The following is a 26,552-nucleotide window of genomic DNA, read 5'->3' as shown; positions in this document are numbered from 1 at the left end:
GCGCGTGTTCCGCTGGCGGATCGTCAGCACCAGCGCGGGACGGGCCCGACGTTCCCGATGTACCGGGCCGAGGCCCACGCCCAGGTGCCGTCGGTGAGCAGGTACCACAGCGGGTTGGTGCCCACCCGGTCGCCGTTCACCTTGCAGTAGATGGACACGTGCTCACCCTGCGCCGCGAACCGGATGCGGCGGGTGCCGCGGTCCGGGCGGTCGCGCAGCCAGATGCCGCCCTTGGCGGTCACCACACCCTCGTACCGGCGCGGGTCGCGGTCGCCCCGGCCGCCCGCGTGCCCGTCGGGGCCGCTCTCCTGCTGAGCGGCCGGCGGACCCCCGGCCGGGCCGTCCGCGGCACCGGCGGGCACGGCCCCGCCGAGCAGCACGCCCGTCACGGCCGCCAGAGCCAGGCCGTGGAAGAGGACGGAACGCAGGGACATGAAGACCTCCGGAAGCGGGCGTAACTGACTAACCGCCACATTAGGAGCCCCCGTGGGCGGCGGCGCGCCGCAGTGGGCCATCGGGGAGGGCATGGTTGCTCCCTTCGGGGCGCGCGGGGCGCGCGTGAGGGGCGCGGGTCAGGGAAGCGGGTGAGGGGAGCGGGTCAGGGGAGTGGTGCCGCCCGCTCCGGGTCCAGCAGGCCCGCGAGGAGGTCCCCGTACCGCTCCAGCCGGGGCGCGAGGTCCCCGGCCAGGAACGTCAGCCCGGCCGGGTCGCGGCAGCGCTCCACCTCGTCCCAGGTGACCGGTGTCGAGACGGCCGGGGTGCTGCGGGCGCGCACGGTGTAGGGGGCGGCGGTGGTCTTGCGGGCGGCGTTCTGGCTCCAGTCGACGAACACCTTGCCCGGCCGCAGGTCGCGCTTCATCCGGTGCAGCACCAGCCCCGGCATCGCCCGCTCCGCCTCCACCGCGAGCGCCTTGGCGTAGTCGCTCGCGGCCGCGGAGGACCCGCCCTGCACCGCCGCCAGCAGATGCAGCCCCTTGGACCCGGCGGTCTTGGCGTACGCCTCGATCCCGTCCGCCGCGAGCCGCTCCTTGAGCCACAGGGCGACCTCGCCGCAGTGCACGACCGTCGCGGGCGCGCCGGGGTCGAGGTCGAACACCAGCCGGTCGGCCTCGTCCGGGGTCCGGACCAGCCACTGGTGGGTGTGGAACTCGGTCACCAGGTTCGCCGCCCACATCAGGCTCGGCAGATCCTGGACCACCACCATCCGGGCCGCGCCCGCCGAACGGGGCACCTCGGCGGTCGTGACCCAGTCGGGCGTACCCGGCGGCACGTTCTTGGTGAAGAACACCTGCCCGTCGGGGCCGTCCGGATAGCGCAGGAAGGACACCGCCCGGTCCCGCAGATGCGGCAGCAGCACCCCGGCGGCGGTGGCGTAGTAGTGCAGCAGCTCGCCCTTGGTGAAGCCGGTCTCCGGGTACAGCACCTTCTCCAGATTGCTGAGCGAGACCCGCCGCCCCGCCACCTCCGTCACTGGCGTCATAGGATGACAATCCCAGAAACGGGACGAACGGGACAGATCGACACCGTACGGAAGGGACCCGGCACGTGCGATCCATCTGGAACGGCGCCATCTCCTTCGGCCTCGTCAGCATCCCCATCAAGCTGGTCAACGCCACCGAGAGCCACGCGGTCTCCTTCCGCCAGGTCCACAGCGAGGACAACGGCCGCATCCGCTACCGCAAGGTCTGCGAACTGGAGGACCGCGAGGTCACCCAGTCCGAGATCGGCAAGGCGTACGAGGGCGCCGACGGCGAGATGATCCCGATCACCGAGGACGACCTCTCCCACCTCCCGCTGCCCACCGCCCGCACGATCGAGATCGTCGCCTTCGTCCCGGCCGAGCGCATCGACCCGCTCCAGATGGACGCCGCGTACTACATCGCCGCCGCCGGAGCCCCCGCCGCCAAGCCGTACACCCTGCTGCGCGAGGCCCTCAAACGCAGCCACAAGGTCGCCATCGCCAAGTTCGCGCTGCGCGGCCGGGAGCGGCTCGGCATGCTGCGCGTGGTCGGCGACGTCATCGTCCTGCACGGCCTGCTCTGGCCCGACGAGGTACGCGCCCCCGAGGGTGTCGCCCCGGACGTGGACGTCACCGTCCGCGACCAGGAGCTGGACCTCGCCGACGCCCTGATGGACACCCTCGGCGAGGTCGACCTCGACGACCTGCACGACGAGTACCGCGAGGCGCTGGAAGAGGTCATCGCCGCCAAGGCCGCGGGGGAGCCCCCGCCCGAGACCCCCGCCCCGGCCGACGGCGGCAAGGTCCTCGACCTGATGGCCGCGCTGGAGAAGAGCGTCCGTGAGGCCCGCGAGTCCCGTGGCGGGGAGGGCGAGGCGGAGGTACGGAACCTCCACGGGCGGGGGACGCCCAAGGAGACGGGCGCGAAGAAGTCGACGGCCACGACGGGCAAGGCCGCCAAGAAGACGGCGAGCGCGCGGAAGTCGACGTCCAAGGCGGGGGAGGCTTCCGGGTCGGGGAAGCGGGCGGCGAAGTCCACGGCGAAGGCCGCCGAGAAGAAGTCGGCGACGGCGAAGAAGGCGCCCGCGAAGAAGCAGACGGCGAAGAAGGCGGCCTCGGGCAAGCGGTCGGCGTGACCCGGGGGCCGCGCGATCGGCGCCCGCGCATGTCACCGGGGTCGCCGCCCGCGCACGCCCTCGCGTCCCGTACCTCGGATTCACCTCCCCGAACGGCGCACCCTCAGGCACGATGAACATGTGACATACGTGGTGACCGTGGCGATGGCCCCGCCCCAGGGGGCCCCGGAACTCGACGCACTCCGCCGGGAGGGAGTGGTCTTCCTGCTGCGCAAGGGCTTCGACTCGCTGGAGGCGGTCGAGGGCCCGGACGGCATGGAGGTCGATCTGCTGGACGACGTGATCGCCGCGCATCCCGGCGGGGCGCTGCTGAAGCTGTTCGTGGACGCCCCGGCGCTGGAGTTCGCGGAGGAAGCGGCGCGGGAGGTGGTGACGGAGCTGATGGAACGCACCGAGCCGCTCGCCGACTGGCGCCTGACCCGCTGTGCGGTGGAACTGAACTCCGAACTCATCCAGGAGAGCCTGGACGCGGCCGACGGCCCCGACGCCCCGCCCTCCGACCCGGCCGAACGAGCCCGGCGCCTCGCGGCGGGCATGGTGCCCGCGCCCCCGGACACCCCGGGCCACTCCGAGAGCCGCGCGATGCGCACGCGGCTGCGCGAACTGGCCCCGACGCTCACGGCGTTCACCCTGACGGCGTTCGGCCACGACGAGTCGTCGCCGGAGTGCGAGGTCGGCAGAGAGGCGGCGGAGATAGCGGCGGGCGCCGTGGTCTACGCGATCGACCTCCTGGTGGACGAACTCTTCACCGACCTGGCCGCCCTGGAGGACGACGGCCCCACGGTCGCCCGGAGCAACGCCACGTTCATGATCCTGGACGACCTGCCCCCGCACCTGGCGGACGCGTACACGGTCCTGTTCACCCGCCGTCTCACGGTCACCGCGATCACCCTGACGGGCCGCCTCACCCGCCCCCCGTTCGACCACCCCACCTGCCTCGCCGAGGAACTCCTCCTCAAATCCCTCCTGAACCAGGCCGAGGTAACAGCCGACCTCTACAGCCTCCTCTCGGACGAGGTCACCCAGGCCCTGGAAACCTTCGCGACCACCCTCCACCCCCCGGTCTCCCCCGAAGCCACCGTCCCCGACGACCCGGACACCTGGTTCACCCCGTACACCCCCCTCTCCCCGGTCCACCCGTACGCGGCGAACGAGAACGAGGAGACGGTGGCGGAGCTGGAGCTACCGGACTGAACCCCTGGTCGCGGCAAGGGGGCTCAGCCGACCAGCCCCTCGATACCGGCCTCGACCAACGAGTCCCCGGCCCCCACCCACTCCGCGACCAGCACGAGCCGCTCGTACTCCGCCCGCAGCAGCGGAACCCGGTAGTAGGAGACCACCCGCGTCAAGTCATCGACGGCCAGCTCGACTTCACCGTTGTCGACCAACGCGACGACCGACCGCAACGCATCGGCCGGCCCCTTCTGGCCCCGCACCCGGACAGCGATGTCCTCGACAACGGCCAGCAGCAGAGCTGCGGGCGAGACGAGATACGGAAGCCCATGACCCTCCACCGCCGACAGCACGCTCCGCACCAGCCGCTCGGGCCGAGTGCGCTCGGTGACTTCCCACCAGTGATCCTGTCCACCCGGCATCAACGTACCGATGCGCCGCGGCCGTACGCCCTTCCCGTGGACCGAGTTGGGACTGGGCCGCGCCGGCGCACCCGGAACACCTCCCCGAACCTCCTCCCAGACCCCCTTGCCCACGACCAGCAGATTGACGGTGAACCGAACCCGCCCCGCGGAGTTCCCCGCCGCCCGCTGAATCCCGAGCAGCCGCCACACCCCCGCATCACGCAGCTCGAAACACCCCCGGGACCCTACGAGCCCCAACTCCCGCAGCCGCGGCTCGATGTGCTGTCGAAGCACGTCGGCGTACAGCTCCGCTGCCGAGGTCACTGGCTCTGCCCCGGCACCGGCGTGCGAAAGCCGGACGCCTGAATATCGGCGTAGTGCCCGAAGCACCTCCCAGGAGTCTCGACCGAGTCGAGCACCCCCCAACCTTCCTCGTCCCGCCACTCACGCACCGTCGCAACCACCCCCGCGGCGACCTTGGGCGTCCCTTCACGGCGACCCATCCGCGTCCCCCCTCATCCATGAGCCCCAACAAAACGCAAAGACCCCATCCTCAGCGTTTCCGCTGGTGACGGGGTCTTCGGGCACCAAATTCAAGGTGCCCCCGGCAGGATTCGAACCTGCGCACACGGCTCCGGAGGCCGTTGCTCTATCCCCTGAGCTACGGGGGCGTGTCGGGCTTTGCGCTGGGCGCTTTGCGGCGACGGGTAGAACCCTAGCAGGTCTTCCGGGGTGATCAGGAACGGGTTTGTCCAGGCGGGGTCGGGCCCGTCGGGGCGGCGGGTGTGCCGCGTCGGCCCGGAGTCCCGCCGCCCTCCGTCAGCCGGAATCCCGGCTCCACCCGTCAGGGCGAGAAGTGTGGAAAACCGGGACGTGACTCCCCGCCCCGACCTACTCTCGAGTTGTGTCAGGCGCGCTCCGCCGGGTGCTTGTCGTGGACGACAGCAAGGGAATCCGGCAGCTGATCAAGGTCAATCTCGAGCTGGAAGGGCTCGAGGTGGTGACCGCGGTCGACGGTGCCGAGTGTCTTGATGTGGTGCACCACGTGCGTCCGGACGTCATCACGCTCGACGTCGTCATGCCCCGGCTGGACGGGCTGAGTACCGCCGCCCGCCTCCGCGCCGACCCCCGCACCCGCGACCTCCCGCTCGCCATCATCAGCGCGTGCACCCAGTACGAGGTGGAGAGCGGGCTCGACGCCGGTGTCGACGCCTTCCTGCCCAAGCCCTTCGAGCCCGACGAACTCGTCCGGCTGGTCAAGGGGCTCCTGGAGCGGAGTGACCGGCGTGACGGGGTGTGCTCCGGCGGCTAGCCACCCGGACCCCGACTGCTTCACCACCCCTCCCAGCCCGCCCCTCCCGCCTCCCCTAGGCTTGTCCCGTGACCCCCGCCGAGCTGTCCCGTACCGTCCTGGACGCGGTGCGCCGTGCCGTGGACGCCGGGGAGCTGAGCGTGGAGCTGCCGGACCGGGTCACCGTCACCGAGCCCGGCCCCGGCGGCTGCGGTGACTACGCCACCAACGTCGCCCTCCGCCTCGCCCGCCCCGCCGGCCGGCCCCCGCTGCGCGTCGCCGACATCCTGCGGGCGCGGCTCCTCGGTGCCGACGGGATCAAAGACGTCGTCGTCACCGGGCCGGGGTTCCTCAACATCAGCCTCCGCGCCCGCGACGACCTGCTCACCTCGCTCGTCCGGGAGATCCGCGAGCGCGGCACGGAGTACGGGCACGGGGACGCCCTCGCCGGGCGGACCGTCGTGCTGCGCGTGCCGTACGAGGTGCGCGCCGAGGTCGTCGCCGACGCCGTTGCACGGATCGTCGCCAGCCAGGGCGGGCGGACCGAGATCGAGCACGGTGAGCCGGTCACCCTGCGACCCGTGCCCGCGCCCGAGGACCCCGCGCCGCTCGGCGCCGACGCCGCCCGCTGGGCCCTGCTGCATCCCGCCGCGCACGACCGGCCCCGGATCACCGCCGACCACCTCGTCCAGCGCGAGACCAACCCCCTCTTCCGGGTCCGCTACGCCCACGCCCGCGTACGCGCCCTCACCCGCAACGCCCACGACCTGGGCTTCACCGCGGAACCAGCGGAAGCAGGGGCCGCACAGCTCGCCGGGCATCCCCTCCAGACCCCCCTCGCCGACCACCCCCGCGTCCTCCTCGCTGCCGCCACCCAGCACGCCCCCGACCGTCTCGCCCGGCATCTCCTCGCCGTCGCCGACGCGCTGCTTCCGCTCCTCGCGGAGTTGCTCCCCGTCGGGGAGGAGAAACCCACGGCCGCCCATCGTGCCCGGCTGGCGCTTGCCGAAGCCGCCGGGGCGGTGCTCGCCGGTGGCCTGTCCCTGCTCGGCATCGACGCACCCGAACACCTCTGAGATCCCAGAACAGAGAGCCACGTCATGAGCCGTTCCGCCCACCCCGCCGGGCCCCGTCACGCCGATGTCCTGACCGAGGGGCACTACTCCGCCCCGCCCGCCGACCTCAACGCCCTCGACCCCAAGGTCTGGGCCCGCACCGTCGAGCGGGACGCGGACGGTGCCGTGACCGTCGGCGGCATCCCCGTGACCCGGCTCGCCGAGGAGTTCGGCACCCCGGCCTACGTCCTCGACGAATCCGACTTCCGGGCCCGCGCCCGCGCCTGGCGCACCGCGTTCGGCACCGAGGCCGACGTGTTCTACGCGGGCAAGGCGTTCCTGTCCCGCGCCGTCGTGCGCTGGCTGGACGAGGAGGGGCTCAACCTCGACGTCTGCTCCGGCGGCGAACTCGCCACCGCGCTGTCCGCCGGGATGGACCCCGCGCGCATCGCCTTCCACGGCAACAACAAGTCCGTCGAGGAGATCACCCGCGCCGTCGAGGCGGGCGTCGGCCGGATCGTGCTCGACTCCTTCCAGGAGATCGTCCGCGTCGCGCACATCGCGCAGGGACTCGGCAAGCGGCAGAAGGCGCAGATCCGCATCACCGTCGGCGTCGAGGCGCACACCCACGAGTTCATCGCCACCGCCCACGAGGACCAGAAGTTCGGTATCCCGCTGGCCGGGGGCCAGGCCGCCGAGGCCGTGCGGCGAGCGCTCACCCTCGACGGGCTCGAACTCATCGGCATCCACAGCCACATCGGCTCGCAGATCTTCGACATGTCCGGCTTCGAGGTCGCAGCCCACCGCGTCGTCGGCCTGCTGAAGGACGTCCGGGACGAGCACGGCGTCGAGCTGCCCGAGATCGACCTCGGCGGCGGCCTCGGCATCGCGTACACCAGCTCCGACGACCCGCGCGAGCCGCACGAGATCGCCAAGGCGCTCACCGAGATCGTCACCCGCGAGTGCGAGGCGGCCCGGCTGCGCGTCCCCCGTATCTCCGTCGAGCCCGGCCGCGCCATCGTCGGGCCGACCGCGTTCACGCTGTACGAGGTCGGGACCGTGAAGCCGCTCGACGGGCTGCGGACCTACGTCTCCGTCGACGGCGGGATGTCGGACAACATCCGCACCGCGCTGTACGACGCCGAGTACAGCGTCGCCCTCGTCTCGCGCACCAGCGACGCCGAGCCCATGCTCGCGCGCGTCGTCGGCAAGCACTGCGAGAGCGGGGACATCGTGGTCAAGGACGCGTTCCTCCCCGCCGACCTGGCGCCGGGCGATCTGATCGCCGTCCCCGCCACGGGCGCCTACTGCCGGTCCATGGCGAGCAACTACAACCACGTCCCGCGCCCGCCGGTCGTCGCGGTCGGCGACGGCGAGGCGCGGGTGATCGTCCGGCGCGAGACGGAGGAGGACCTGCTCCGGCTGGACGTCGGCTGAGGCCCGCCAGGGCCGCCCGGGACCCCGTTCCGGGAACACGAAACAGATGTCTCACGATCCGGACGAAAGGCGGAAAGCCCCATCCGGTGAGTGAGACTGGTCGGACCGTAGACGGTGAGAGGAAACGAGGTCGGATGATGCGTACGCGTCCGCTGAAGGTGGCGCTGCTTGGCTGTGGAGTGGTCGGCTCCGAGGTGGCGCGCATCATGACGACGCACGCCGACGACCTCGCCGCCCGCATCGGCGCCCCGGTCGAACTGGCCGGGGTCGCCGTACGGAGGCCCTCGAAGGTGCGGGACGGCATCGACCCGGCGCTGGTCACCACCGACGCGACCGCCCTGGTCAAGCGGGGTGACATCGACGTGGTGGTGGAGGTCATCGGCGGCATCGAGCCCGCCCGCTCCCTCATCACCACCGCCCTGGAGCACGGCGCGTCCGTCGTCTCGGCCAACAAGGCCCTGCTCGCCCAGGACGGCGCCGCCCTGCACGCCGCCGCCGAGGAGCACGGCCGGGACCTCTACTACGAGGCCGCCGTCGCCGGTGCCATCCCGCTGATCCGCCCGCTGCGCGAGTCCCTCGCCGGTGACAAGGTCAACCGCGTGCTCGGCATCGTCAACGGCACCACCAACTTCATCCTCGACAAGATGGACTCCACCGGCGCCGGCTACCAGGAGGCCCTGGACGAGGCCACCGCGCTCGGGTACGCCGAGGCCGACCCCACCGCCGACGTCGAGGGCTTCGACGCCGCCGCCAAGGCCGCCATCCTGGCCGGGATCGCCTTCCACACCCGCGTCCGCCTCGACGACGTGCACCGCGAGGGCATGACCGAGGTCACCGCGGCCGACTTCCGCTCCGCGCGCGAGATGGGCTGCACCATCAAGCTGCTCGCCATCTGCGAGCGGGCCAGGGACGGTGCCTCGGTCACCGCCCGCGTCCACCCCGCGATGATCCCGCTGAGCCACCCGCTGGCCTCGGTGCGCGGCGCGTACAACGCGGTGTTCGTGGAGTCCGACGCGGCCGGACAGCTGATGTTCTACGGCCCCGGCGCCGGTGGCGCGCCCACCGCCTCGGCGGTCCTCGGCGATCTCGTGGCCGTCTGCCGCAACCGGCTCAACAGCACCACCGGGCCCGGCGAGTCGGCGTACGCGGCGCTGCCCGTCTCCCCGATGGGGGACGTCGTCACGCGATACCACATCAGCCTCGACGTGGCCGACAAACCGGGTGTGCTCGCCCAGGTCGCCACGGTCTTCGCCGAGCACGGAGTGTCCATCGACACGGTTCGGCAGCAGGGGAAGGACGGCGAGGCGTCCCTCGTCGTCGTCACGCACCGGGCCTCCGACGCGTCCCTCACCGGGACCGTGGAGGCGCTGCGCAAGCTCGACACCGTGCGGGGTGTCGCCAGCATCATGCGGGTTGAAGGGGAGTAAGCGGCAATGACCCACCAGTGGCGCGGAATCATCGAGGAGTACCGGGACAGGCTGCCGGTCACCGACAGCACGCCGGTCGTGACGCTCCGCGAGGGCGGCACGCCTCTCGTGCCCGCGCAGGTGCTCTCCGAGCGCACGGGCTGCGCGGTCCACCTCAAGGTGGAGGGGGCCAACCCCACCGGCTCGTTCAAGGACCGGGGCATGACCATGGCCATCACGCGGGCCAAGGAGGAGGGCGCCAAGGCGGTCATCTGCGCCTCCACCGGCAACACCTCCGCCTCGGCCGCCGCCTACGCGGTGCGCGCGGGCATGGTCTCGGCGGTGCTCGTCCCGCAGGGCAAGATCGCGCTCGGCAAGATGGGCCAGGCCCTCGTGCACGGCGCGAAGATCCTCCAGGTCGCCGGAAACTTCGACGACTGCCTCGACCTCGCGCGCGCCCTGAGCGACAACTACCCGGTGGCGCTGGTCAATTCGGTCAACCCGGTGCGCATCGAGGGCCAGAAGACGGCCGCGTTCGAGATCGTGGACATGCTGGGCGACGCCCCCGACATCCATGTCCTCCCGGTCGGCAACGCGGGCAACATCACGGCCTACTGGAAGGGCTACCGGGAGTACGCCGCCGACGGCCCGGCCACCCGCACCCCGCGCATGTGGGGCTATCAGGCGTCGGGCAGCGCGCCCATCGTGCGCGGCGAGGTCGTCAAGGACCCGTCCACCGTCGCCACCGCCATCCGGATCGGCAACCCCGCCTCCTGGCAGCAGGCGCTGGCCGCGCGGGACGAATCCGGCGGTCACATCGACGAGGTGACGGACCGTGAGATCCTGCGCGCCTACCGGCTGTTGGCCGCGCAGGAGGGTGTCTTCGTGGAGCCCGCCTCCGCCGCCTCGGTCGCCGGACTGCTCAAGGCCGCCGAGCAGGGCAAGGTCGACCCCGGCCAGACCATCGTCTGCACCGTCACCGGCAACGGCCTGAAGGACCCCGACTGGGCCGTGGCCGGCGCCCCGCCGCCGGTCACCGTGCCGGTCGACTCGGCCATCGCCGCCGAGCGCCTCGGCCTCGCCTGACCGAAGGGTGCACAGGGGGCTTGCGACACGCATTGTGCGCCTCCTGTGCGCCCTATGTCGCGGCAGAACCTTCCTTCGATAAGCTGGGGGAAACCCGCCCACCGCACCTGCCCACGCGTGTGGCACGGGGCCGCGCCGTTCCAGGCGGCCCGACGGGTCTTCGCACGTCATCGAGTGTCCGCACCGGATGCCCCTCGCGGGCCATTCGGCAGTCACGTCCGTCACGCAGCTCAAGGAGAGTCTTCGAGCGATGGCCGGTCCCGCCTTCCGCGCCGCCGCCGTCCGGGTGCGCACCCCCGCCACCAGCGCCAACCTCGGTCCGGGCTTCGACGCCTTCGGCCTGGCACTGGGGTTGTACGACGACGTGGTCGTCCGGGTCGCCGACTCCGGTCTGCACATCGACATCGCGGGCGAGGGCGGTGAGTCGCTCCCGCGCGACGAGCGCCATCTGCTCGTACGCGCCCTGCGCACCGCCTTCGACCTGCTGGGCGGACAGCCGCGCGGGCTGGAGATCGTCTGCGCCAACCGCATCCCGCACGGCCGCGGCCTCGGCTCCTCCTCCGCCGCCATCTGCGCGGGCATCGTCGCCGCGCGCGCGGTGACCATAGGCGGCGAAGCCCGCCTCGACGACACCGCGCTGCTGGAGCTGGCCACCGAGATCGAGGGCCACCCGGACAACGTCGCGGCCTGTCTGCTGGGCGGGTTCACCCTTTCCTGGCTGGAGTCCGGCGCCGCCCGCGCCATCAGGATGGAGCCCGACCGTTCCATCGTTCCGGTGGTTTTCGTGCCCGGGAAGCCCGTACTCACCGAGACCGCGCGCGGACTGCTCCCGCGCACCGTCCCGCACGTCGACGCCGCCGCCAACGCGGGCCGGGCCGCACTGCTCGTCGAGGCCCTGACCCGGCGTCCCGAACTGCTGCTGCCCGCCACCGAGGACCGGCTGCACCAGGAGTACCGCGCCCCCGCCATGCCGGAGAGCGCGGCACTGGTGGAACGGCTGCGCGCGGACGGCGTACCGGCCGTCATCTCCGGTGCCGGACCCACCGTCATGGCGCTGACCGACGAGGCGACCGCCGACAAGGTGGAGGCGCTCGCGGGCGGCGACTGGGCGGCCAACCGGCTGAGCCTCGACACCCAGGGGGCGAGCGTGCTGCCGCTGGCGCCCTGACACCCGGTTGCCGGATTTGGAGAGGGGGAATGTTTGTTGCATCCGGTAGTGTTAATCTCAAGTCTGCACCCGGCCCCACCATGGCGAGGTGCTTCGTGTCCCCGTCAGGGACAGACATTCTTCCGGGAGCCTCCCAAGCCACTCCGTGTTCCGTGCGCCGTACCTGGGCAGTACGTCGTGTGGGGGCACTGAGCGAGTCGTCGGGCACGCTCCGGAATCGGCGCCGCCGCGCCACGTGACACCAGGTGTCACGGCTCGCGGGGAGTGCCATCACCAGAAATTCTCTTCCGCCGCTTCAAGGCGGACCACCGCCCCGGCTCGGTACCTGCCAACAGAACCGATGCCGGACAGCACAACCGGTCGCCGAGCCAGACAGGCCGACGTCCGCTCCAGGGAAGGACCCTTCGTGAGCGACACCACCGATCTGATGGGCGCGCGTGTCGAGGAGACCGCTGCCGCGCCCGCCACGGACTCCGCGCCTGCCACCGGTGCCGGCTCCCGGCGGCGCCGCGGTACCGGCCTCGACGGCATGGTGCTGGCCGAGCTCCAGCAGGTCGCCTCGGGCCTCGGCATCAGGGGCACCGCGCGGATGCGCAAGAGCCAGCTGATCGAGGTCATCAAGGAGGCCCAGGCCGGGGGAAGCGCCCCCAAGGCCGAGGCCGCCGAGGAGACCAAGCCCAAGCGCCGCGCCACCTCCAAGGCCCGTACGGGTGAGACCGCCGCCGAGGCGAAGACGGAGAAGCCCGCGCAGCCGGCCGCCGACGAGGCCGCCCAGCAGCAGATCGACATCCCCGGCCAGCCCGCCGCCGAGCGTGGGTCGGACGACGCCCCGAACGAGCGCCGCCGCCGTCGTGCCACCGCCGACGCGGGCAGCCCGGCCGCCGCCGAGTCCGAGACCAAGGGCGAGAAGAGCGAGCCGAAGGGCGACGCCCAGCAGTCGCAGACCGAGAACAAGGGCGACGCGGGTGACGGCGAGGGCCGTGGCCGCCGCGACCGCCGTGACCGTGACCGCGACCGGGGCGGCCGTGACCGCGACCGCCGCGGCAAGGGCGACGACCAGCAGGGCGGCGGCGGTGGCCGTCAGGACCGCCAGGACCGTCAGCAGGGCCAGCAGCAGGGCGGCGGTGGCCGTCAGGACCGCCAGGACCGTCAGCAGGGCCAGCAGGACGACGACGACTTCGAGGGCGGCCGCCGTGGCCGTCGGGGCCGCTACCGCGACCGCCGTGGCCGCCGTGGCCGTGACGACATCGCCGAGCCGCAGGTCAACGAGGACGACGTCCTGATCCCCGTCGCGGGCATCCTGGACATCCTCGACAGCTACGCGTTCATCCGCACCTCCGGCTACCTGCCGGGCCCGAACGACGTGTACGTCTCCCTCGCCCAGGTCCGCAAGAACGGTCTGCGCAAGGGCGACCACACCACCGGCGCGGTCCGCCAGCCGAAGGAGGGCGAGCGCCGCGAGAAGTTCAACGCGCTGGTCCGCCTCGACTCCGTCAACGGCATGGCGCCCGAACACGGCCGCGGGCGGCCGGAGTTCAACAAGCTGACGCCGCTGTACCCGCAGGACCGGCTCCGTCTGGAGTCCGAGTCCTCCGTGCTGACGACCCGCATCATCGACCTCGTGTCGCCGATCGGCAAGGGCCAGCGCGGTCTGATCGTGGCCCCGCCGAAGACCGGTAAGACCATGATCATGCAGGCGATCGCCAACGCGATCACGCACAACAACCCCGAGTGCCACCTGATGGTCGTCCTGGTCGACGAGCGTCCGGAAGAGGTCACCGACATGCAGCGGTCGGTCAAGGGCGAGGTCATCTCCTCGACCTTCGACCGCCCGGCCGAGGACCACACCACGGTCGCCGAGCTGGCCATCGAGCGCGCCAAGCGTCTGGTGGAGCTGGGTCACGACGTCGTCGTGCTGCTCGACTCGATCACCCGTCTGGGCCGTGCGTACAACCTCGCCGCCCCGGCGTCGGGCCGCATCCTCTCCGGTGGTGTCGACTCCACGGCGCTCTACCCGCCCAAGCGCTTCTTCGGTGCCGCGCGCAACATCGAGGACGGCGGCTCGCTGACCATCCTCGCCACCGCGCTCGTCGACACCGGGTCCCGCATGGACGAGGTGATCTTCGAGGAGTTCAAGGGCACCGGCAACATGGAGCTCAAGCTCGACCGGAAGCTCGCCGACAAGCGCATCTTCCCGGCGGTGGACGTCGACGCGTCCGGTACCCGCAAGGAAGAGATCCTGCTCGGCAGCGAGGAGCTGGCCATCACCTGGAAGCTGCGTCGCGTGCTGCACGCGCTCGACCAGCAGCAGGCGATCGAGCTGCTGCTCGACAAGATGAAGCAGACCAAGTCGAACATCGAGTTCCTGACCCAGATCCAGAAGACCACGCCGGCCCCCGGCAACAACGACTGAGCCCGGCCAGTCACCCCTGAAGGATCTGAGGGCCGCCCCCGCCGCACACGCGACGGGGGCGGCCCCTTTTGCGTGCGGAGCGCTCTCACGAGACCTTTGCCACAGGTGTGACGTCCGGTACCGAGTTGCCTCGGTACGCCCCCTTACGAGAAAGCGCAGGTGAACGGCGAGACGGTCCGGCGATCCGGTCACGGAAGGTGATCACTGTCGTACCAGGTGGCGCGGCGCGCTGTGCGAGCCTGTCCCGAGTTTCCCTGTCCGACCAGGTGGAGCGACGATGGAGTGGTGATGACCGCTCCCGACCCTGAACGCAGGGGGTAATCGAACGGACGAGACCTAGGAGCGCAGTGTCCACCGAGAGCACGCCGGAGCCCGGCATACCGGAGACCGGAGACGGCCCCCGCCGCCGCGGCAAGGGGCGCCGTCGCAAGCCCCGCAGCGCGGGCCGCAAGGCCCTGCTCGCCACGGCCTGGACGGCCGCGGGCGTGGTCGTGCTGGCCGGTGCGGGCGCGGGTTACGTCTACTTCAAGCTGAACGGCAACCTGCACAGCATCGACATCAACCAGATGCTCGGCCACGACCGGCCCCCCAAGGCCGACAACGGCTCCCAGAACATCCTGGTCCTCGGCTCCGACACCCGCTCCGGCGCCAACCGGAAGCTCGGCGGCGGCGCCGCCGACAGCGGGGCCCGCTCCGACACCGCGATGATCGTCCACCTCTACAAGGGCCACAAGAAGGCGTCCGTGGTCTCCGTGCCGCGCGACACCCTCATCGACCGCCCCGCCTGCGCCGACACCAAGGGCCACACGTACCCGGCGGTCCGGAACGTCATGTTCAACTCGGCCTACGCCACCGGCGGGGCGCCCTGCGCGGTGCGGACCGTCGAGTCGCTCACCGGTATCCGGATGGACCACTACCTGGAGGTCGACTTCTCGGGCTTCGAGCGCCTCGTCGACGACCTGGGCGGCGTGCGCGTCACCACCACGCGCCCCATCAAGGACCCGGACAGCCACCTGGACCTGACGGCCGGCACCCACACCCTCGACGGCACGCAGGCGCTCGGTCTGGTCCGCACCCGGCACGGTGTCGGCGACGGCTCCGACCTCGGCCGCATCCAGCTCCAGCAGGCGTTCGTGAAGGCCCTGATCGCCCAGACCAAGCAGGTCGGCGTGCTGAGCAACCCCAAGAAGCTCTACGACCTCGCCGACACCGCGACCAGGACCGTCACCACCGACTCCGACCTCGGCTCGGTCAACTCCCTCGCGGACTTCGCGGGCGGCCTCAAGGGCATCAGCGCCTCCGGGATGCACATGGTCACCATGCCGGTCCAGTACGACCCCGCCGACCCCAACCGGGTGCTGCTGGAGCGGACCAAGGCCCGGCAGATCTGGACGGCCCTGAAGAACGACCAGCCGATCCCCGAGTCGGCGACCACGGGCAACGCCACCGGCGGGGCCAAGGGCGTCGTCACCCCCTGAAGCCGCCCGACCCCGTGAAGGCCCCCGAAGCCCACCTCGGGAATAGATGACGCTCACCCCCGGTTTTGGGGGATGGCGCCAGTCCTGGCAGACTGGTACGTCGGCTCCGGTTCACGCGCCCGCATCCCGCGGCCGCGACCCGGCGCCCTCCCGAACCTAGGAGACACCTTGAAGCGCGACATCCACCCCGAGTACGTCGAGACGCAGGTCAGCTGCACCTGTGGCGCCTCGTTCACCACGCGGAGCACCATCGACTCCGGCACCATCCGTGCCGAGGTCTGCTCCGAGTGCCACCCGTTCTACACGGGCAAGCAGAAGATCCTCGACACCGGTGGCCGTGTGGCCCGCTTCGAGGCCCGCTTCGGCAAGGCTTCCGGCTCCAAGAAGTAGCGAGCCCCCGAACCGCCGGTCCACGGTCGCGCCCCGCGAGGGGCGCGCCCACGGACCGGCGTTTTTGGTCGCCCGCCAACCCTTCACCCGCAGTACAGGAGCCGAAAGATGTTCGAGGCCGTCGAGGAACTCGTCGCCGAGCACGCCGATCTGGAGAGCAAGCTCGCCGACCCGTCGGTCCACGCCGACCAGGCGAACGCTCGCAAGCTGAACAAGCGCTACGCCGAGCTGACCCCGATCGTCGGCACCTACCGCTCCTGGAAGCAGACCGGGGACGACATCGAGACCGCCCGCGAGCTGGCGGCCGACGACCCCGACTTCGCCGCCGAGGTCAAGGACCTGGAGAAGCAGCGCGAGGAGCTCACCGACAAGCTCCGCCTGCTGCTGGTCCCGCGCGACCCGAGCGACGACAAGGACGTCATCCTGGAGATCAAGGCCGGCGCGGGCGGCGACGAGTCCGCCCTGTTCGCCGGTGACCTCCTGCGCATGTACCTGCGCTACGCCGAGCGGGTCGGCTGGAAGACCGAGATCATCGACGCCACCGAGTCCGAGCTGGGCGGCTACAAGGACGTCCAGGTCGCCGTGAAGACCAAGGGCGGCCAGGGCGCCACCGAGCCCGGCCAGGGCGTGTGGGCCAAGCTGAAGTACGAGGGCGGCGTGCACCGCGTGCAGCGGGTGCCCGCCACCGAGTCCCAGGGCCGCATCCACACCTCCGCCGCGGGCGTGCTCGTCACCCCCGAGGCCGAGGAGGTCGACGTCGAGATCAACGCGAACGACCTGCGCATCGACGTCTACCGCTCCTCCGGCCCCGGCGGCCAGTCCGTCAACACCACCGACTCCGCCGTGCGCATCACCCACCTGCCCACCGGTGTGGTCGCCTCCTGCCAGAACGAGAAGAGCCAGCTCCAGAACAAGGAGCAGGCGATGCGCATCCTGCGGTCCCGGCTGCTGGCCGCGGCCCAGGAGAAGGCCGAGGCCGAGGCCGCGGACGTCCGCCGCAGCCAGGTCCGCACGGTCGACCGCTCCGAGAAGATCCGTACGTACAACTTCCCGGAGAACCGCATCTCCGACCACCGCGTCGGCTTCAAGGCGTACAACTTGGACCAGGTACTGGACGGCGAGCTGAGCGCGCTGATCCAGGCGTGCGTCGACGCCGACTCGGCGGCGAAGCTCGCGTCCGCGTAAGAACACCCGGCAGGACCACGCACGAGGACCGGAGGAGAAGCGTGCAGCAAGACTTCGGGGGGCGACCCCCGAGCCCCCGCAGCGTGCTGCTCGCGGAGGTGGCCCAGGCCACCCAGCGGCTGGCCGACGCCGGAGTTCCCTCCCCGCGCACCGACGCCGAGGAGCTGGCCGCCTTCGTGCACGCCGTCAAGCGCGGCGCCCTGCACACCGTGCAGGACTCCGACTTCGACGCCCGGTACTGGGAGGTCATCGCCCGCCGCGAGCAGCGTGAGCCGCTCCAGCACATCACCGGGCGGGCCTACTTCCGCTATCTGGAACTCCAGGTCGGCCCCGGTGTCTTCGTGCCCAGGCCGGAGACCGAGTCCGTGGTCGGCTGGGCGATAGACGCGGTACGGGCCATGGACGTCGTCGAGCCCAGCATCGTCGACCTGTGCACCGGCTCCGGCGCCATCGCGCTGGCCCTCGCCCAGGAGGTGCCCCGCTCCCGGGTGCACGCCGTCGAGCTGTCCGAGGACGCGCTGCGCTGGACCCGGAAGAACGTCGAGGGCTCCCGCGTCGACCTGCGCCAGGGTGACGCGCTGTCCGCCTTCCCGGACCTGGACGGCCAGGTCGACCTGGTCATCTCCAACCCGCCGTACATCCCGCTCACCGAGTGGGAGTACGTCGCACCCGAGGCCCGGGACTACGACCCCGAGCTGGCCCTGTTCTCCGGCGAGGACGGGCTCGACCTGATCCGGGGCATCGAACGCACCGCGCACCGGCTGCTGCGCCCCGGCGGGGTCGTCGTCATCGAGCACGCCGACACCCAGGGCGGCCAGGTGCCGTGGATCTTCACCGAGGAGCGGGGCTGGGCCGACGCGGCCGACCACCCCGACCTCAACAACCGCCCCCGGTTCGCCACGGCCCGCAAGGCGACGCTGTGAGCAGCACCCGGAACCAGCACCACCACCAGAGTTACGTGTACGAGGAGGCCCGCTAGACATGGCACGGCGATACGACACCAACGACGCCACCGACCGCGTGACGGGCCTGCGCGAGGCAGCCGCCGCCGTACGCCGGGGCGAACTGGTGGTGCTGCCGACCGACACGGTCTACGGCATCGGCGCCGACGCGTTCTCCTCGGAAGCCGTCGCCGACCTGCTCGCCGCCAAGGGCCGGGGCCGCAACATGCCCACCCCCGTGCTCATCGGCTCCCCGAACACCCTGCACGGCCTCGTCACCGACTTCTCCGAGCTGGCCTGGGAGCTGGTCGACGCCTTCTGGCCCGGCGCGCTCACCCTGGTCGCCCGGCACCAGCCGTCCCTCCAGTGGGACCTCGGCGACACCCGCGGCACCGTCGCCGTGCGCATGCCGCTGCACCCGGTCGCCATCGAGCTGCTCACCGAGGTCGGCCCGATGGCCGTCTCCTCCGGCAACCTCACCGGCCACCCCGCGCCGGAGACCTGCGACGACGCCCAGCGCATGCTCGGCGACTCCGTCTCCGTCTACCTCGACGGCGGCCCCACCCCCGGCAACGTGCCCTCGTCCATCGTGGACGTCTCCGGCCCGGTGCCGGTGCTGCTGCGCCAGGGCGCGATCTCCCCCGAGGAGCTGCGGAAGGTCGTACCCGACCTCGAGGTGGCGAATTGACGGCCCCCGACCGGTACGTCCCCGAGAAGCAGGCCGGGCAGGGGGTCACCCCATGCGCGGCATAGGCGGCGCGGACCGCCCGGCTGAGCAGACCACGACGTTCGGGTTCCCGCGCGACACCTTCCGCATCCTCCACGTCAGCACCGGCAACGTCTGCCGCTCACCCATCACCGAGCGGCTGACCCGGCACTTCGTGGCGGAGCGGCTCGGCGTGCTCGGCGGCGGCCTGATCGTGGAGAGCGCCGGCACCTGGGGCCACGAGGGCGCCCGGATGGAGGAGAACGCGGAGACCGTGCTCGCCGAGTTCGGCGCGGACGCCGCCGGGTTCACCGGCCGGGAGCTGCTGGACGAGCACGTCATCATGGCCGACCTGGTGCTGACCGCCACCCGCGACCACCGCGCCCAGGTCATCTCCATGGGCCACTCGGCGGGCCTGCGCACCTTCACGCTGAAGGAGTTCACCCGCCTGGTCCGCGCGATAGACCCGGCCACCCTGCCGCCCCTGGAGGACGGCGTGGTGCTGCGCGCCCGCGCCCTGGTCCGCGCGGCCGCCGCGCTGCGCGGCTGGCTGCTCGCCCCCACCGCCGAGGCGGACGAGGTGTACGACCCCTACGGGGCGCCGCTGCCCTTCTTCCGGTCCATCGGCGACGAGATACGCGACGCCCTCGACCCGGTCGTCACCGCGCTGACGGGCGTACCCGCCCGCATGTGACACGCGCCGGGCTCCGGCGCGGGGACGGGCCCGGCAGGCCGCGCGGCCGCCTCCACCTCGGCCTACATTGGAGACCTGGGGCCTCGTCCCATGTCACTGTCGACCGCCCGGAGCCCGTCATGTCGGTCACACCCGTGCTGGAAGCGGACGCCCTGAGTCGGCAGGACCCCGAGCTGGCCGAGATCCTGCGCGGCGAGCTGGACCGGCAGTCGACGACCCTCCAGCTGACCGCGGCGGAGAACTTCGCCTCGCCCGCCGTGCTCGCCACCCTCGGCTCCGCGCTGGCCAACAAGTACGCCGAGGGCTACCCCGGCGCCCGGCACCACGGCGGCTGCGCGCTGGCCGACACCGCCGAACGCATCGCCGTCGAGCGGGCCAGGGAGCTGTTCGGCGCCGAGCACGCCAACGTCCAGCCCACCACCGGCTCCTCCGCCATCCTGGCCGCCTACGCCGCGGTGCTGCGCCCCGGTGACACGGTCCTCGCCCTCGGCCTCGACGACGGCGGCCACCTCACCCACGGCTCGCCCGCGAACTTCTCCGGCCGCTGGTTCGACTTCGTCGCCTACGGGCTGGACCCGGAGACCGGGCTCATCGACCACGACCAGGTGCGGCGGCTGGCCCGCGAGCACCGGCCCAAGGCCATCGTGTGCGGCTCCATCGCCTATCCCCGCCATTTCGACTACGCCTTCTTCCGCGAGGTCGCCGACGAGGTGGGGGCGCATCTGATCGTCACCCTCACCCACTCCGCCGGGCTGGTCGCCGGGGGAGCGGCGCCGAGCCCGGTGCCGTACGCCGACCTGGTGTGCGCCACCACGCACAAGACGCTGCGCGGGCCGCGCGGCGGGATGGTCCTGTGCGGGGCCGGGCTGGCCCGGCGGGTCGACCGCGCCGTCTTCCCGTTCACCCAGGGCGGCGCCCAGATGAACAGCGTCGCCGCGAAGGCCGTCGCGTTCGGCGAGGCGGCCACCCCCGCGTTCGCGGCCTACGCCCAGCAGACGGTCGCCAACGCGCACGCGCTCGCCGGACACCTGGCCGACGCCGGGTTCGCGGTCGCCACCGGCGGCACCGACACCCATCTCATCGTCGCCGACCCCGCTCCGCTCGGCATGGACGGCCGGACCGCGCGCGGACGGCTCGCGGCCGCCGGTCTGGTGCTGGACTGCTGTGCGCTTGCGCACACCGGCGGACGGGCGCTCCGGCTCGGCACGGCCGCCGTCACCACCCAGGGCATGGGGGAGCCGGCCATGGCGCGGATCGCCGCGCTGCTGGTCGGCGTCGTCCGCGGCGGCCGGGACCCGGCGGCGGCACGGGCCGAGGTACGCGCCCTGACCGCCGACTTCCCGCCCTACCCGGAGTGAGGAGGGGTGGCATACAGGTACGGAAGGCCCGATCCGCAACCGTGCCCGCCACCCGGAAGTCCTCACCATTACCCGTCCCTCGCTAGGGTGAGGGGCTGTGATGGCCAGCGAGATCTGTGGGGATGCCCGTGCGTGAATACCTGCTGACGCTTCTCATCACGGCCGCGGTGACCTACCTGCTGACTGGGCCGGTACGGAAATTCGCGATCGTGGCGGGAGCGATGCCGGAGATCCGGGCACGCGACGTGCACCGGGAGCCCACTCCGCGGCTCGGCGGTATCGCCATGTTCTTCGGGCTGTGCGCCGGGCTGCTCGTCGCGGACCACCTGGAGAACCTCAAAGAGGTCTTCGTCAACTCCAACGAGCCCCGCGCCCTGCTGTCCGGGGCCGCGCTGATCTGGCTGATCGGCGTGCTGGACGACAAGTTCGAGATCGACGCCCTGATCAAGCTGGGCGGCCAGATGATCGCCGCCGGTGTGATGGTGGTGCAGGGTCTGACGATCCTGTGGCTGCCGGTGCCCGGTGTGGGTCTGGTCGCCGTCACCCAGTGGCAGGGCACCCTGCTGACCGTCGCCCTGGTCGTCATCACCATCAACGCGGTCAACTTCGTCGACGGCCTCGACGGCCTCGCGGCGGGGATGGTCTGCATCGCCACCGCCGCGTTCTTCATGTACGCCTACCGCATCTGGTACGGCTACGGCATCGAGGCGGCGGCGCCCGCGACCCTGTTCGCGGCGATCCTGATGGGCATGTGTCTGGGCTTCCTGCCGCACAACATGCATCCGGCGCGCATCTTCATGGGCGACTCGGGCTCGATGCTCATCGGCCTGGTGCTGGCGGGCAGCGCCATCTCCGTCACCGGCCAGATCGACCCGGACCGGCTGAACCTGTTCTCCGGCTCCGAGCGCAGCACCGTGCACCAGATGGTGCCCGCGTACATCCCGCTGCTGCTGCCGCTGTCGATCATCGCGATCCCGGCCGCCGACCTCGTGCTGGCCATCGTGCGGCGCACCTGGCGCGGCCAGTCGCCGTTCGCGGCGGACCGCGGGCATCTGCACCACCGGCTGCTGGAGATCGGGCACTCGCACAGCCGGGCGGTGCTGATCATGTACTTCTGGTCGGCGCTGATCGGCTTCGGCGTGCTGGCGTACTCGGTCAACTCGGCGTCGATGTGGATCGTGCTCGGGGTGGTGTTCCTCAGCGCCGTCGGCCTGGTGATGCTGCTCCTGCCCCGCTTCACCCCGCACGCCCCACGCTGGGCCGAGCGCTTCGTACCACCGCGCTACCGCAGGTACGGGGAGACCGGGGTCGAGCAGGCCGGGGGAGAGGCCGAGGCGTCCAGCGCGGCCCCGGCGGAGCCGACCCCCCAGCCCACCGCCGTGGCGGCGGTGCCGGGCGTCAACGGAGCGACCGCGATCGGCCACCGCCCGAGGCCGACCGGCCGGCCCAAGGACAAGAGCTACCGCTGACGAGCCTGTTCGATTTTGAGACGAACAGCGGCGTCGGCCGCCCCGGGGACTTTCCGGACCACACCGCATGGAACCCCCTCCACCAGGCACGTTGCCGATCTTCGTGCGCCCGCCCGTGTGTCGTTTCGTCAGGCAAGTGGATTTTGAGACGGATGGGCCGGATGAGGCACAAGTAACCGCTGGTGCCGACGTGATTCCCATTGCTAGAAATGGGCGCGTCAGGGGGATTGAGGCGCCTGTCATGACCAGGCGGGCGCCGCCCCATTCGCTCATGAATGGAGGTGGACGATGCGCAAGTTCGCAGCAGCGGGCGTCGCGGTCGTCGTACTCGGCGGTTCGCTCGGACTCGCCACCACGGAGGCCGTGGCCGCGCCGCAGGCCGGCAAGGTCGTACAGGTCGCCCAGGGGACCGCGCCGAGCTGCGTCAAGGTCGAGAGGACCAAGGTCGACGCCGGGTACCCGGCGTACAAGGTCACGAACAACTGCAGCGGCACGAAGAAGCTCAAGGGCATCTTCAAGTACGGATACGACTCGGCCTGCGAGTCGGTGAAGAAGAGCAAGTCGGCCCTCCTCACGTCCTCGCAGCCGTGGGTGGACTACGACAAGGTCGTGACCTGCTGACGAGGTCGGCCGTGAGAGCTGACTGAGTCACGCTCGAGCGCCCCTGGAGAAAGCCCGCCCGGGCTTCTCCGGGGGCGTTGTCGCGTCGGTGTGATCTCCTGCACTCCCGCTGAGCCCGTCCTGCCGCAAGGTAAGAATCTGACTAGAGCATTGCCAAATCGTGGTGGAGCAAAGCCCCCCAATACCAGACAAGCCCACCTGGTTCCTGCACGTGCGCGCGCCGTCACTCTCATGTGTGACGGCAATGCACCCCCCAGGTAAAGACCTCATCAAATAGTTTGTGATACGGTTCACGAGAACCCCGGACAGAGCCGAAGGACCCTAGTGCGACGGTCCATTGGTGCGCGGTAACGATCACCCGGTCCGGGGCTACGCTCGTCCATGACGACACCTGCCCCCTGTGAAAGCGGAGTTGCCGCCATGCCGTCCAATGACGTCCGGATTCTTGCCCAGGCCGCCGTGCCCACGGCTGCCGTCGGCGCGATCGCCGCCGTCGTCAGCGGTGTGGTCGCAGGTGGCAAGGGCGCGATCGGGGCCGTCGTGGGCACACTGATCGTCATCCTCTTCATGGGTATCGGTCTTTACGTTCTCCAGCGCACCGCCAGGTCCTTCCCGCAGCTCTTCCAGATGATGGGCCTCCTGCTCTACGCGGCCCAACTCCTGCTGCTGGTCATCTTCGTGGGCCTGTTCAAGAACACGACCATGTTCAACCCCCGTGCCTTCGCCGTCGTTCTGGTGGTGGCCACCCTCACGTGGATCGTCGCCCAGGCGCGCGCCCACATGAAGTCCAAGATCCTCTACGTCGATCCCGACGCTTCGGCGAAGGAAGACAAGTCCCACAAGACGGACCGTTCGTCGTGAGGGGTAGGGCCGGGATAAAGGCACGGGAAAGATCCTGCTATCGTCCGGTGCCAACTGCGGCATCGCGGACGCGGGCATCCGAGCTGACGCCTGTTCCACTGCGAGGCTAGATGCCCCCCAGCCGCCCCCACATCCGTCACACCAGTCCCGTGCCGAACCGCGGCCGTACGCCGCGCCGACACAACGAGGTTGCCGTACCCATGCGCCACGATGAAGGAGCCCGCGGTGAGTGCTGAGCCGACGCAGACGCTCGCTTTCGACACGAGCTGCCACCTGTTCTCCGGGTGCGGCTTCCCGGCTCCGGGCCTGCACTCGTTCCTGTTCAAGCCGCTCTGGGGCGACGCGGACAGCAACCTGTACTTCAACAAGCCGATGCTGCTGGCTCTGCTCGGGTCGATCATCGTCGTGGTCTTCTTCTGGGCCGCCTTCGCCAAGCCCAAGGTCGTCCCGGGCAAGCTCCAGATGATCGCCGAGAGCGGCTACGACTTCATCCGCCGCGGCGTGGTCTACGAGACGATCGGAAAGAAGGAAGGCGAGAAGTACGTACCTCTCGTCGTCTCGCTCTTCTTCTTCGTCTGGATGATGAACCTCTGGTCGATCATCCCGGTCGCCCAGTTCCCGGTCACCTCGATCATCGCGTACCCGATCGTCCTGGCCGCGATCGTCTACATCCTGTGGGTGTCGCTGACCTTCAAGCGGCACGGATTCGTCGGCGCCTTCAAGAACTTCACCGGCTACGACAAGTCGCTCGGCGCGGTGCTGCCGCTGGCCATGCTCATCGAGCTGTTCTCGAACCTCCTCGTGCGGCCCTTCACTCACGCCGTCCGACTCTTCGCGAACATGTTCGCCGGCCACACGCTGCTGCTCCTCTTCACGATCGCCAGCTGGTACATGCTCAACGGCGTCGGTATCGCCTACGCCGGTGTGTCGTTCATCATGACCATCGTGATGACGGCGTTCGAGCTCTTCATCCAGGCTCTGCAGGCGTACGTCTTCGTACTGCTCACCTGCAGCTTCATCCAGGGCGCGCTGGCCGAGCACCACTGAGCGTTCCCTCCCTCGGTCCCTCATTCGTCCGGTGGCCAACCCCCACCGGTCCGTAAAGAAAAGGAAGAACGGGCATGTCCCAGACTCTTGCTGCTGCTGTTTCCGGCTCGCTCGGCTCGATCGGTTACGGCCTCGCGGCCATCGGCCCCGGCGTCGGCGTCGGCATCATCTTCGGTAACGGCACGCAGGCGCTCGCCCGCCAGCCCGAGGCTGCCGGCCTGATCCGCGCCAACCAGATCCTCGGCTTCGCCTTCTGTGAGGCGCTCGCCCTGATCGGTCTGGTCATGCCGTTCGTCTACGGCAAGTAATCGTCGGATTCACGACAGCCCATTAGACGAAAGGCATTGATATGAGCCCCCTGGTTCAGCTCGCGGCTGAGGAGGCCGAAAACCCCCTCATCCCGCCGATCCCAGAGCTCGTCATCGGCCTGATCGCCTTTGTCATCGTCTTCGGCTTCCTCGCCTGGAAGCTCCTCCCGAACATCAACAAGGTTCTGGAGGAGCGCCGCGAAGCGATCGAGGGCGGGATCGAGAAGGCCGAGGCCGCGCAGACCGAGGCTCAGAGCGTCCTTGAGCAGTACAAGGCGCAGCTCGCCGAGGCTCGTCACGAGGCCGCCCGGCTTCGCCAGGAGGCTCAGGAGCAGGGTGCGACGCTCATCGCGGAGATGCGGGCCGAGGGCCAGCGTCAGCGCGAGGAGATCGTCGCAGCCGGTCACACGCAGATCGCGGCCGACCGCAAGGCCGCGTCCGCCTCGCTCCGCCAGGACGTCGGCAAGCTCGCCACCGAACTGGCCGGCAAGCTCGTCGGTGAGTCCCTCGAGGACCACGCCCGGCAGAGCCGTGTGATCGACCGCTTCCTCGACGAGCTCGACGAGAAGGCCGAGGCCACGCGATGAACGGAGCGAGCCGCGAGGCCCTGGCAGCCGCACGGGAGCGTCTCGACGCCCTGACGGACTCCACGTCCGTGGACGCCGCGCAGCTCGCCGACGAGCTGGCGGCCGTCACCGCGCTGCTCGACCGCGAGGCCGGCCTGCGCCGGGCCCTCACCGACCCGGCGCAGCCCGCCGAGGCCAAGGCCGAGCTGGTGGGACGTCTGATCGGCAACCAGGTGAGCGGTCCGACCGCCGACCTGGTGGCCGGGATGGCCCGCTCCCGCTGGTCGCAGTCCCGCGACCTGGTGGACGCGCTGGAGGAGCTGGCGGACATCGCCGACCTCACCGCCGCGGAGAAGTCGGGCACGCTGGACGAGGTCGAGGACGAGCTGTTCCGGTTCGGCCGGATCGTCGCCTCCGACCCGGCCCTGCGCGCCGCGCTGACCGACCGGTCGGCGAGCCCCAAGGCGAAGGCCGAGCTGGTGCACCGGCTGCTGGGCGGACGGGCCAAGCCCGTCACCGAGCGTCTGGTCACCCGACTGGTCACCGCGCCGCGTGGACGTAGCCTGGAAGCGGGACTCGAGTCCCTGTCCAAGCTGGCCGCGGAGCGCCGGGACCGGCTGGTGGCGACCGTCACCTCGGCGGTGCCGCTGAGCGAGACCCAGAAGCGTCGCCTGGGCGACGCCCTGGCGAAGCTCTACGGCCGCCGGATGCACCTCAACCTGGACGTGGACCCCGATGTGATCGGCGGTATCCGGGTGCAGGTCGGTGACGAGGTCATCAACGGCTCCCTGGCGGATCGGCTGGACGACGCCGCCCGCCGTATGGCGAGCTAGAACTCAACACGTAGCACCACGCAGTACGTAATTACGGCCCTGGTTGGGCCGTGCAGAGGATTCACCT

26 protein-coding genes, 1 tRNA gene and 1 pseudogene are annotated in these 26,552 nt (G+C 70.9%); 23 read left to right on the top strand and 5 right to left on the bottom strand.

Annotated features, from left to right (window positions below):
• Nucleotides 1-23 precede the first annotated feature (23 nt).
• Nucleotides 24-434 carry an SH3 domain-containing protein gene (locus ACIPPM_RS14080; protein ID WP_401447085.1) on the bottom strand — a complete coding sequence of 137 codons (411 nt, stop codon included), beginning with the start codon at nt 432-434 and terminating at the stop codon, nt 24-26.
• Nucleotides 435-598: 164 nt separating this feature from the next.
• Complete coding sequence (ligD, locus tag ACIPPM_RS14075) at nt 599-1,480, bottom strand: non-homologous end-joining DNA ligase (RefSeq protein WP_401447082.1); 882 nt, start codon at nt 1,478-1,480, stop codon at nt 599-601.
• 65 nt (nt 1,481-1,545) lie between these two features.
• On the opposite strand from ligD, the gene ACIPPM_RS14070 reads away from it, so the two are divergent.
• Together ACIPPM_RS14070 and ACIPPM_RS14065 are read left to right on the top strand one after the other, a co-directional pair.
• The gene (locus ACIPPM_RS14070; protein WP_401447080.1) at nt 1,546-2,595 is read left to right on the top strand and encodes a Ku protein; all 1,050 of its coding nucleotides are present in this window, start codon (nt 1,546-1,548) and stop codon (nt 2,593-2,595) included.
• 120 nt (nt 2,596-2,715) lie between these two features.
• Nucleotides 2,716-3,789 carry a hypothetical protein gene (locus ACIPPM_RS14065; RefSeq protein WP_401447078.1) on the top strand — a complete coding sequence of 358 codons (1,074 nt, stop codon included), beginning with the start codon at nt 2,716-2,718 and terminating at the stop codon, nt 3,787-3,789.
• 23 nt (nt 3,790-3,812) lie between these two features.
• Here the strand turns inward: ACIPPM_RS14065 and ACIPPM_RS14060 are convergent, their stop codons facing one another.
• From ACIPPM_RS14060 to ACIPPM_RS14050, 3 genes and pseudogenes are all read right to left on the bottom strand, one after another.
• Entirely contained in the window at nt 3,813-4,496 is a 684-nt protein-coding gene (locus ACIPPM_RS14060) for a DUF4304 domain-containing protein (protein WP_401447076.1), read from the bottom strand.
• Between the two features lie 5 nt (nt 4,497-4,501).
• Nucleotides 4,502-4,675, bottom strand: a pseudogene (locus ACIPPM_RS14055) (cold shock domain-containing protein); the annotation flags it as partial.
• A 96-nt stretch (nt 4,676-4,771) separates the two neighbouring features.
• Nucleotides 4,772-4,843, bottom strand: a tRNA-Arg gene (locus ACIPPM_RS14050).
• A 233-nt stretch (nt 4,844-5,076) separates the two neighbouring features.
• Between ACIPPM_RS14050 and ACIPPM_RS14045 the strand changes: the two genes are divergently transcribed.
• From ACIPPM_RS14045 to ACIPPM_RS13945, 21 genes are all read left to right on the top strand, one after another.
• A complete protein-coding gene (locus tag ACIPPM_RS14045) occupies nt 5,077-5,484 on the top strand; it encodes a response regulator (RefSeq protein WP_401447073.1) in 408 nt (135 codons plus the stop codon).
• Nucleotides 5,485-5,552: 68 nt separating this feature from the next.
• Nucleotides 5,553-6,539 (top strand): ArgS-related anticodon-binding protein NrtL, encoded by a 987-nt coding sequence (gene nrtL / locus ACIPPM_RS14040; protein WP_401447071.1) that lies wholly within the window; start codon nt 5,553-5,555, stop codon nt 6,537-6,539.
• Nucleotides 6,540-6,563: 24 nt separating this feature from the next.
• Nucleotides 6,564-7,955 (top strand): diaminopimelate decarboxylase, encoded by a 1,392-nt coding sequence (lysA, locus tag ACIPPM_RS14035; protein WP_401447069.1) that lies wholly within the window; start codon nt 6,564-6,566, stop codon nt 7,953-7,955.
• A gap of 134 nt (nt 7,956-8,089) precedes the next feature.
• On the top strand, nt 8,090-9,382 hold the full coding sequence (locus ACIPPM_RS14030; RefSeq protein ID WP_393596149.1) for a homoserine dehydrogenase: 1,293 nt from the start codon (nt 8,090-8,092) through the stop codon (nt 9,380-9,382).
• A 6-nt stretch (nt 9,383-9,388) separates the two neighbouring features.
• Nucleotides 9,389-10,447: a threonine synthase gene (gene thrC / locus ACIPPM_RS14025; protein WP_388995459.1), complete on the top strand. Its 1,059-nt coding sequence runs from the start codon at nt 9,389-9,391 to the stop codon at nt 10,445-10,447.
• A gap of 250 nt (nt 10,448-10,697) precedes the next feature.
• On the top strand, nt 10,698-11,615 hold the full coding sequence (gene thrB / locus ACIPPM_RS14020; protein WP_401447066.1) for a homoserine kinase: 918 nt from the start codon (nt 10,698-10,700) through the stop codon (nt 11,613-11,615).
• Nucleotides 11,616-12,021: 406 nt separating this feature from the next.
• Nucleotides 12,022-14,028 carry a transcription termination factor Rho gene (rho, locus tag ACIPPM_RS14015; RefSeq protein WP_401447064.1) on the top strand — a complete coding sequence of 669 codons (2,007 nt, stop codon included), beginning with the start codon at nt 12,022-12,024 and terminating at the stop codon, nt 14,026-14,028.
• Nucleotides 14,029-14,375: 347 nt separating this feature from the next.
• On the top strand, nt 14,376-15,506 hold the full coding sequence (locus ACIPPM_RS14010) for an LCP family protein (protein ID WP_401447061.1): 1,131 nt from the start codon (nt 14,376-14,378) through the stop codon (nt 15,504-15,506).
• Between the two features lie 168 nt (nt 15,507-15,674).
• The gene (rpmE, locus tag ACIPPM_RS14005; RefSeq protein ID WP_388995447.1) at nt 15,675-15,896 is read left to right on the top strand and encodes a 50S ribosomal protein L31; all 222 of its coding nucleotides are present in this window, start codon (nt 15,675-15,677) and stop codon (nt 15,894-15,896) included.
• A 108-nt stretch (nt 15,897-16,004) separates the two neighbouring features.
• Nucleotides 16,005-17,081, top strand: a complete 1,077-nt coding sequence (prfA, locus tag ACIPPM_RS14000; RefSeq protein ID WP_393596145.1) for a peptide chain release factor 1 — start codon at nt 16,005-16,007, stop codon at nt 17,079-17,081.
• 83 nt (nt 17,082-17,164) lie between these two features.
• A complete protein-coding gene (prmC, locus tag ACIPPM_RS13995; RefSeq protein WP_401448460.1) occupies nt 17,165-18,004 on the top strand; it encodes a peptide chain release factor N(5)-glutamine methyltransferase in 840 nt (279 codons plus the stop codon).
• 58 nt (nt 18,005-18,062) lie between these two features.
• Nucleotides 18,063-18,710, top strand: a complete 648-nt coding sequence (locus ACIPPM_RS13990) for an L-threonylcarbamoyladenylate synthase (protein WP_030815943.1) — start codon at nt 18,063-18,065, stop codon at nt 18,708-18,710.
• Between the two features lie 52 nt (nt 18,711-18,762).
• Nucleotides 18,763-19,422 (top strand): protein-tyrosine-phosphatase, encoded by a 660-nt coding sequence (locus ACIPPM_RS13985; RefSeq protein WP_388995438.1) that lies wholly within the window; start codon nt 18,763-18,765, stop codon nt 19,420-19,422.
• A gap of 119 nt (nt 19,423-19,541) precedes the next feature.
• A complete protein-coding gene (gene glyA / locus ACIPPM_RS13980) occupies nt 19,542-20,780 on the top strand; it encodes a serine hydroxymethyltransferase (protein ID WP_401447057.1) in 1,239 nt (412 codons plus the stop codon).
• 128 nt (nt 20,781-20,908) lie between these two features.
• The gene (locus ACIPPM_RS13975) at nt 20,909-22,249 is read left to right on the top strand and encodes an MraY family glycosyltransferase (RefSeq protein WP_401448457.1); all 1,341 of its coding nucleotides are present in this window, start codon (nt 20,909-20,911) and stop codon (nt 22,247-22,249) included.
• Nucleotides 22,250-22,537: 288 nt separating this feature from the next.
• Entirely contained in the window at nt 22,538-22,870 is a 333-nt protein-coding gene (locus ACIPPM_RS13970) for a hypothetical protein (protein ID WP_401447055.1), read from the top strand.
• A gap of 420 nt (nt 22,871-23,290) precedes the next feature.
• On the top strand, nt 23,291-23,731 hold the full coding sequence (locus tag ACIPPM_RS13965; protein WP_401447053.1) for a hypothetical protein: 441 nt from the start codon (nt 23,291-23,293) through the stop codon (nt 23,729-23,731).
• Nucleotides 23,732-23,941: 210 nt separating this feature from the next.
• Nucleotides 23,942-24,778, top strand: coding sequence for a F0F1 ATP synthase subunit A (gene atpB, locus ACIPPM_RS13960; RefSeq protein ID WP_401447050.1), 837 nt, complete (start codon nt 23,942-23,944; stop codon nt 24,776-24,778).
• 74 nt (nt 24,779-24,852) lie between these two features.
• Nucleotides 24,853-25,086 carry an ATP synthase F0 subunit C gene (gene atpE, locus ACIPPM_RS13955; RefSeq protein WP_031181218.1) on the top strand — a complete coding sequence of 78 codons (234 nt, stop codon included), beginning with the start codon at nt 24,853-24,855 and terminating at the stop codon, nt 25,084-25,086.
• Between the two features lie 41 nt (nt 25,087-25,127).
• A complete protein-coding gene (locus tag ACIPPM_RS13950) occupies nt 25,128-25,673 on the top strand; it encodes a F0F1 ATP synthase subunit B (protein WP_217461617.1) in 546 nt (181 codons plus the stop codon).
• Nucleotides 25,670-26,485 (top strand): F0F1 ATP synthase subunit delta, encoded by an 816-nt coding sequence (locus ACIPPM_RS13945; RefSeq protein ID WP_401447046.1) that lies wholly within the window; start codon nt 25,670-25,672, stop codon nt 26,483-26,485. Before ACIPPM_RS13950 ends, ACIPPM_RS13945 begins: the two co-directional genes overlap by 4 nt.
• The last annotated feature ends 67 nt before the right edge of the window (nt 26,486-26,552 follow it).

Source organism: Streptomyces sp. NPDC090119 (assembly GCF_044747085.1).
Classification (GTDB): Bacteria; Actinomycetota; Actinomycetes; order Streptomycetales; family Streptomycetaceae; genus Streptomyces.
This window is presented reverse-complemented; position numbering and strand designations above follow the sequence as displayed.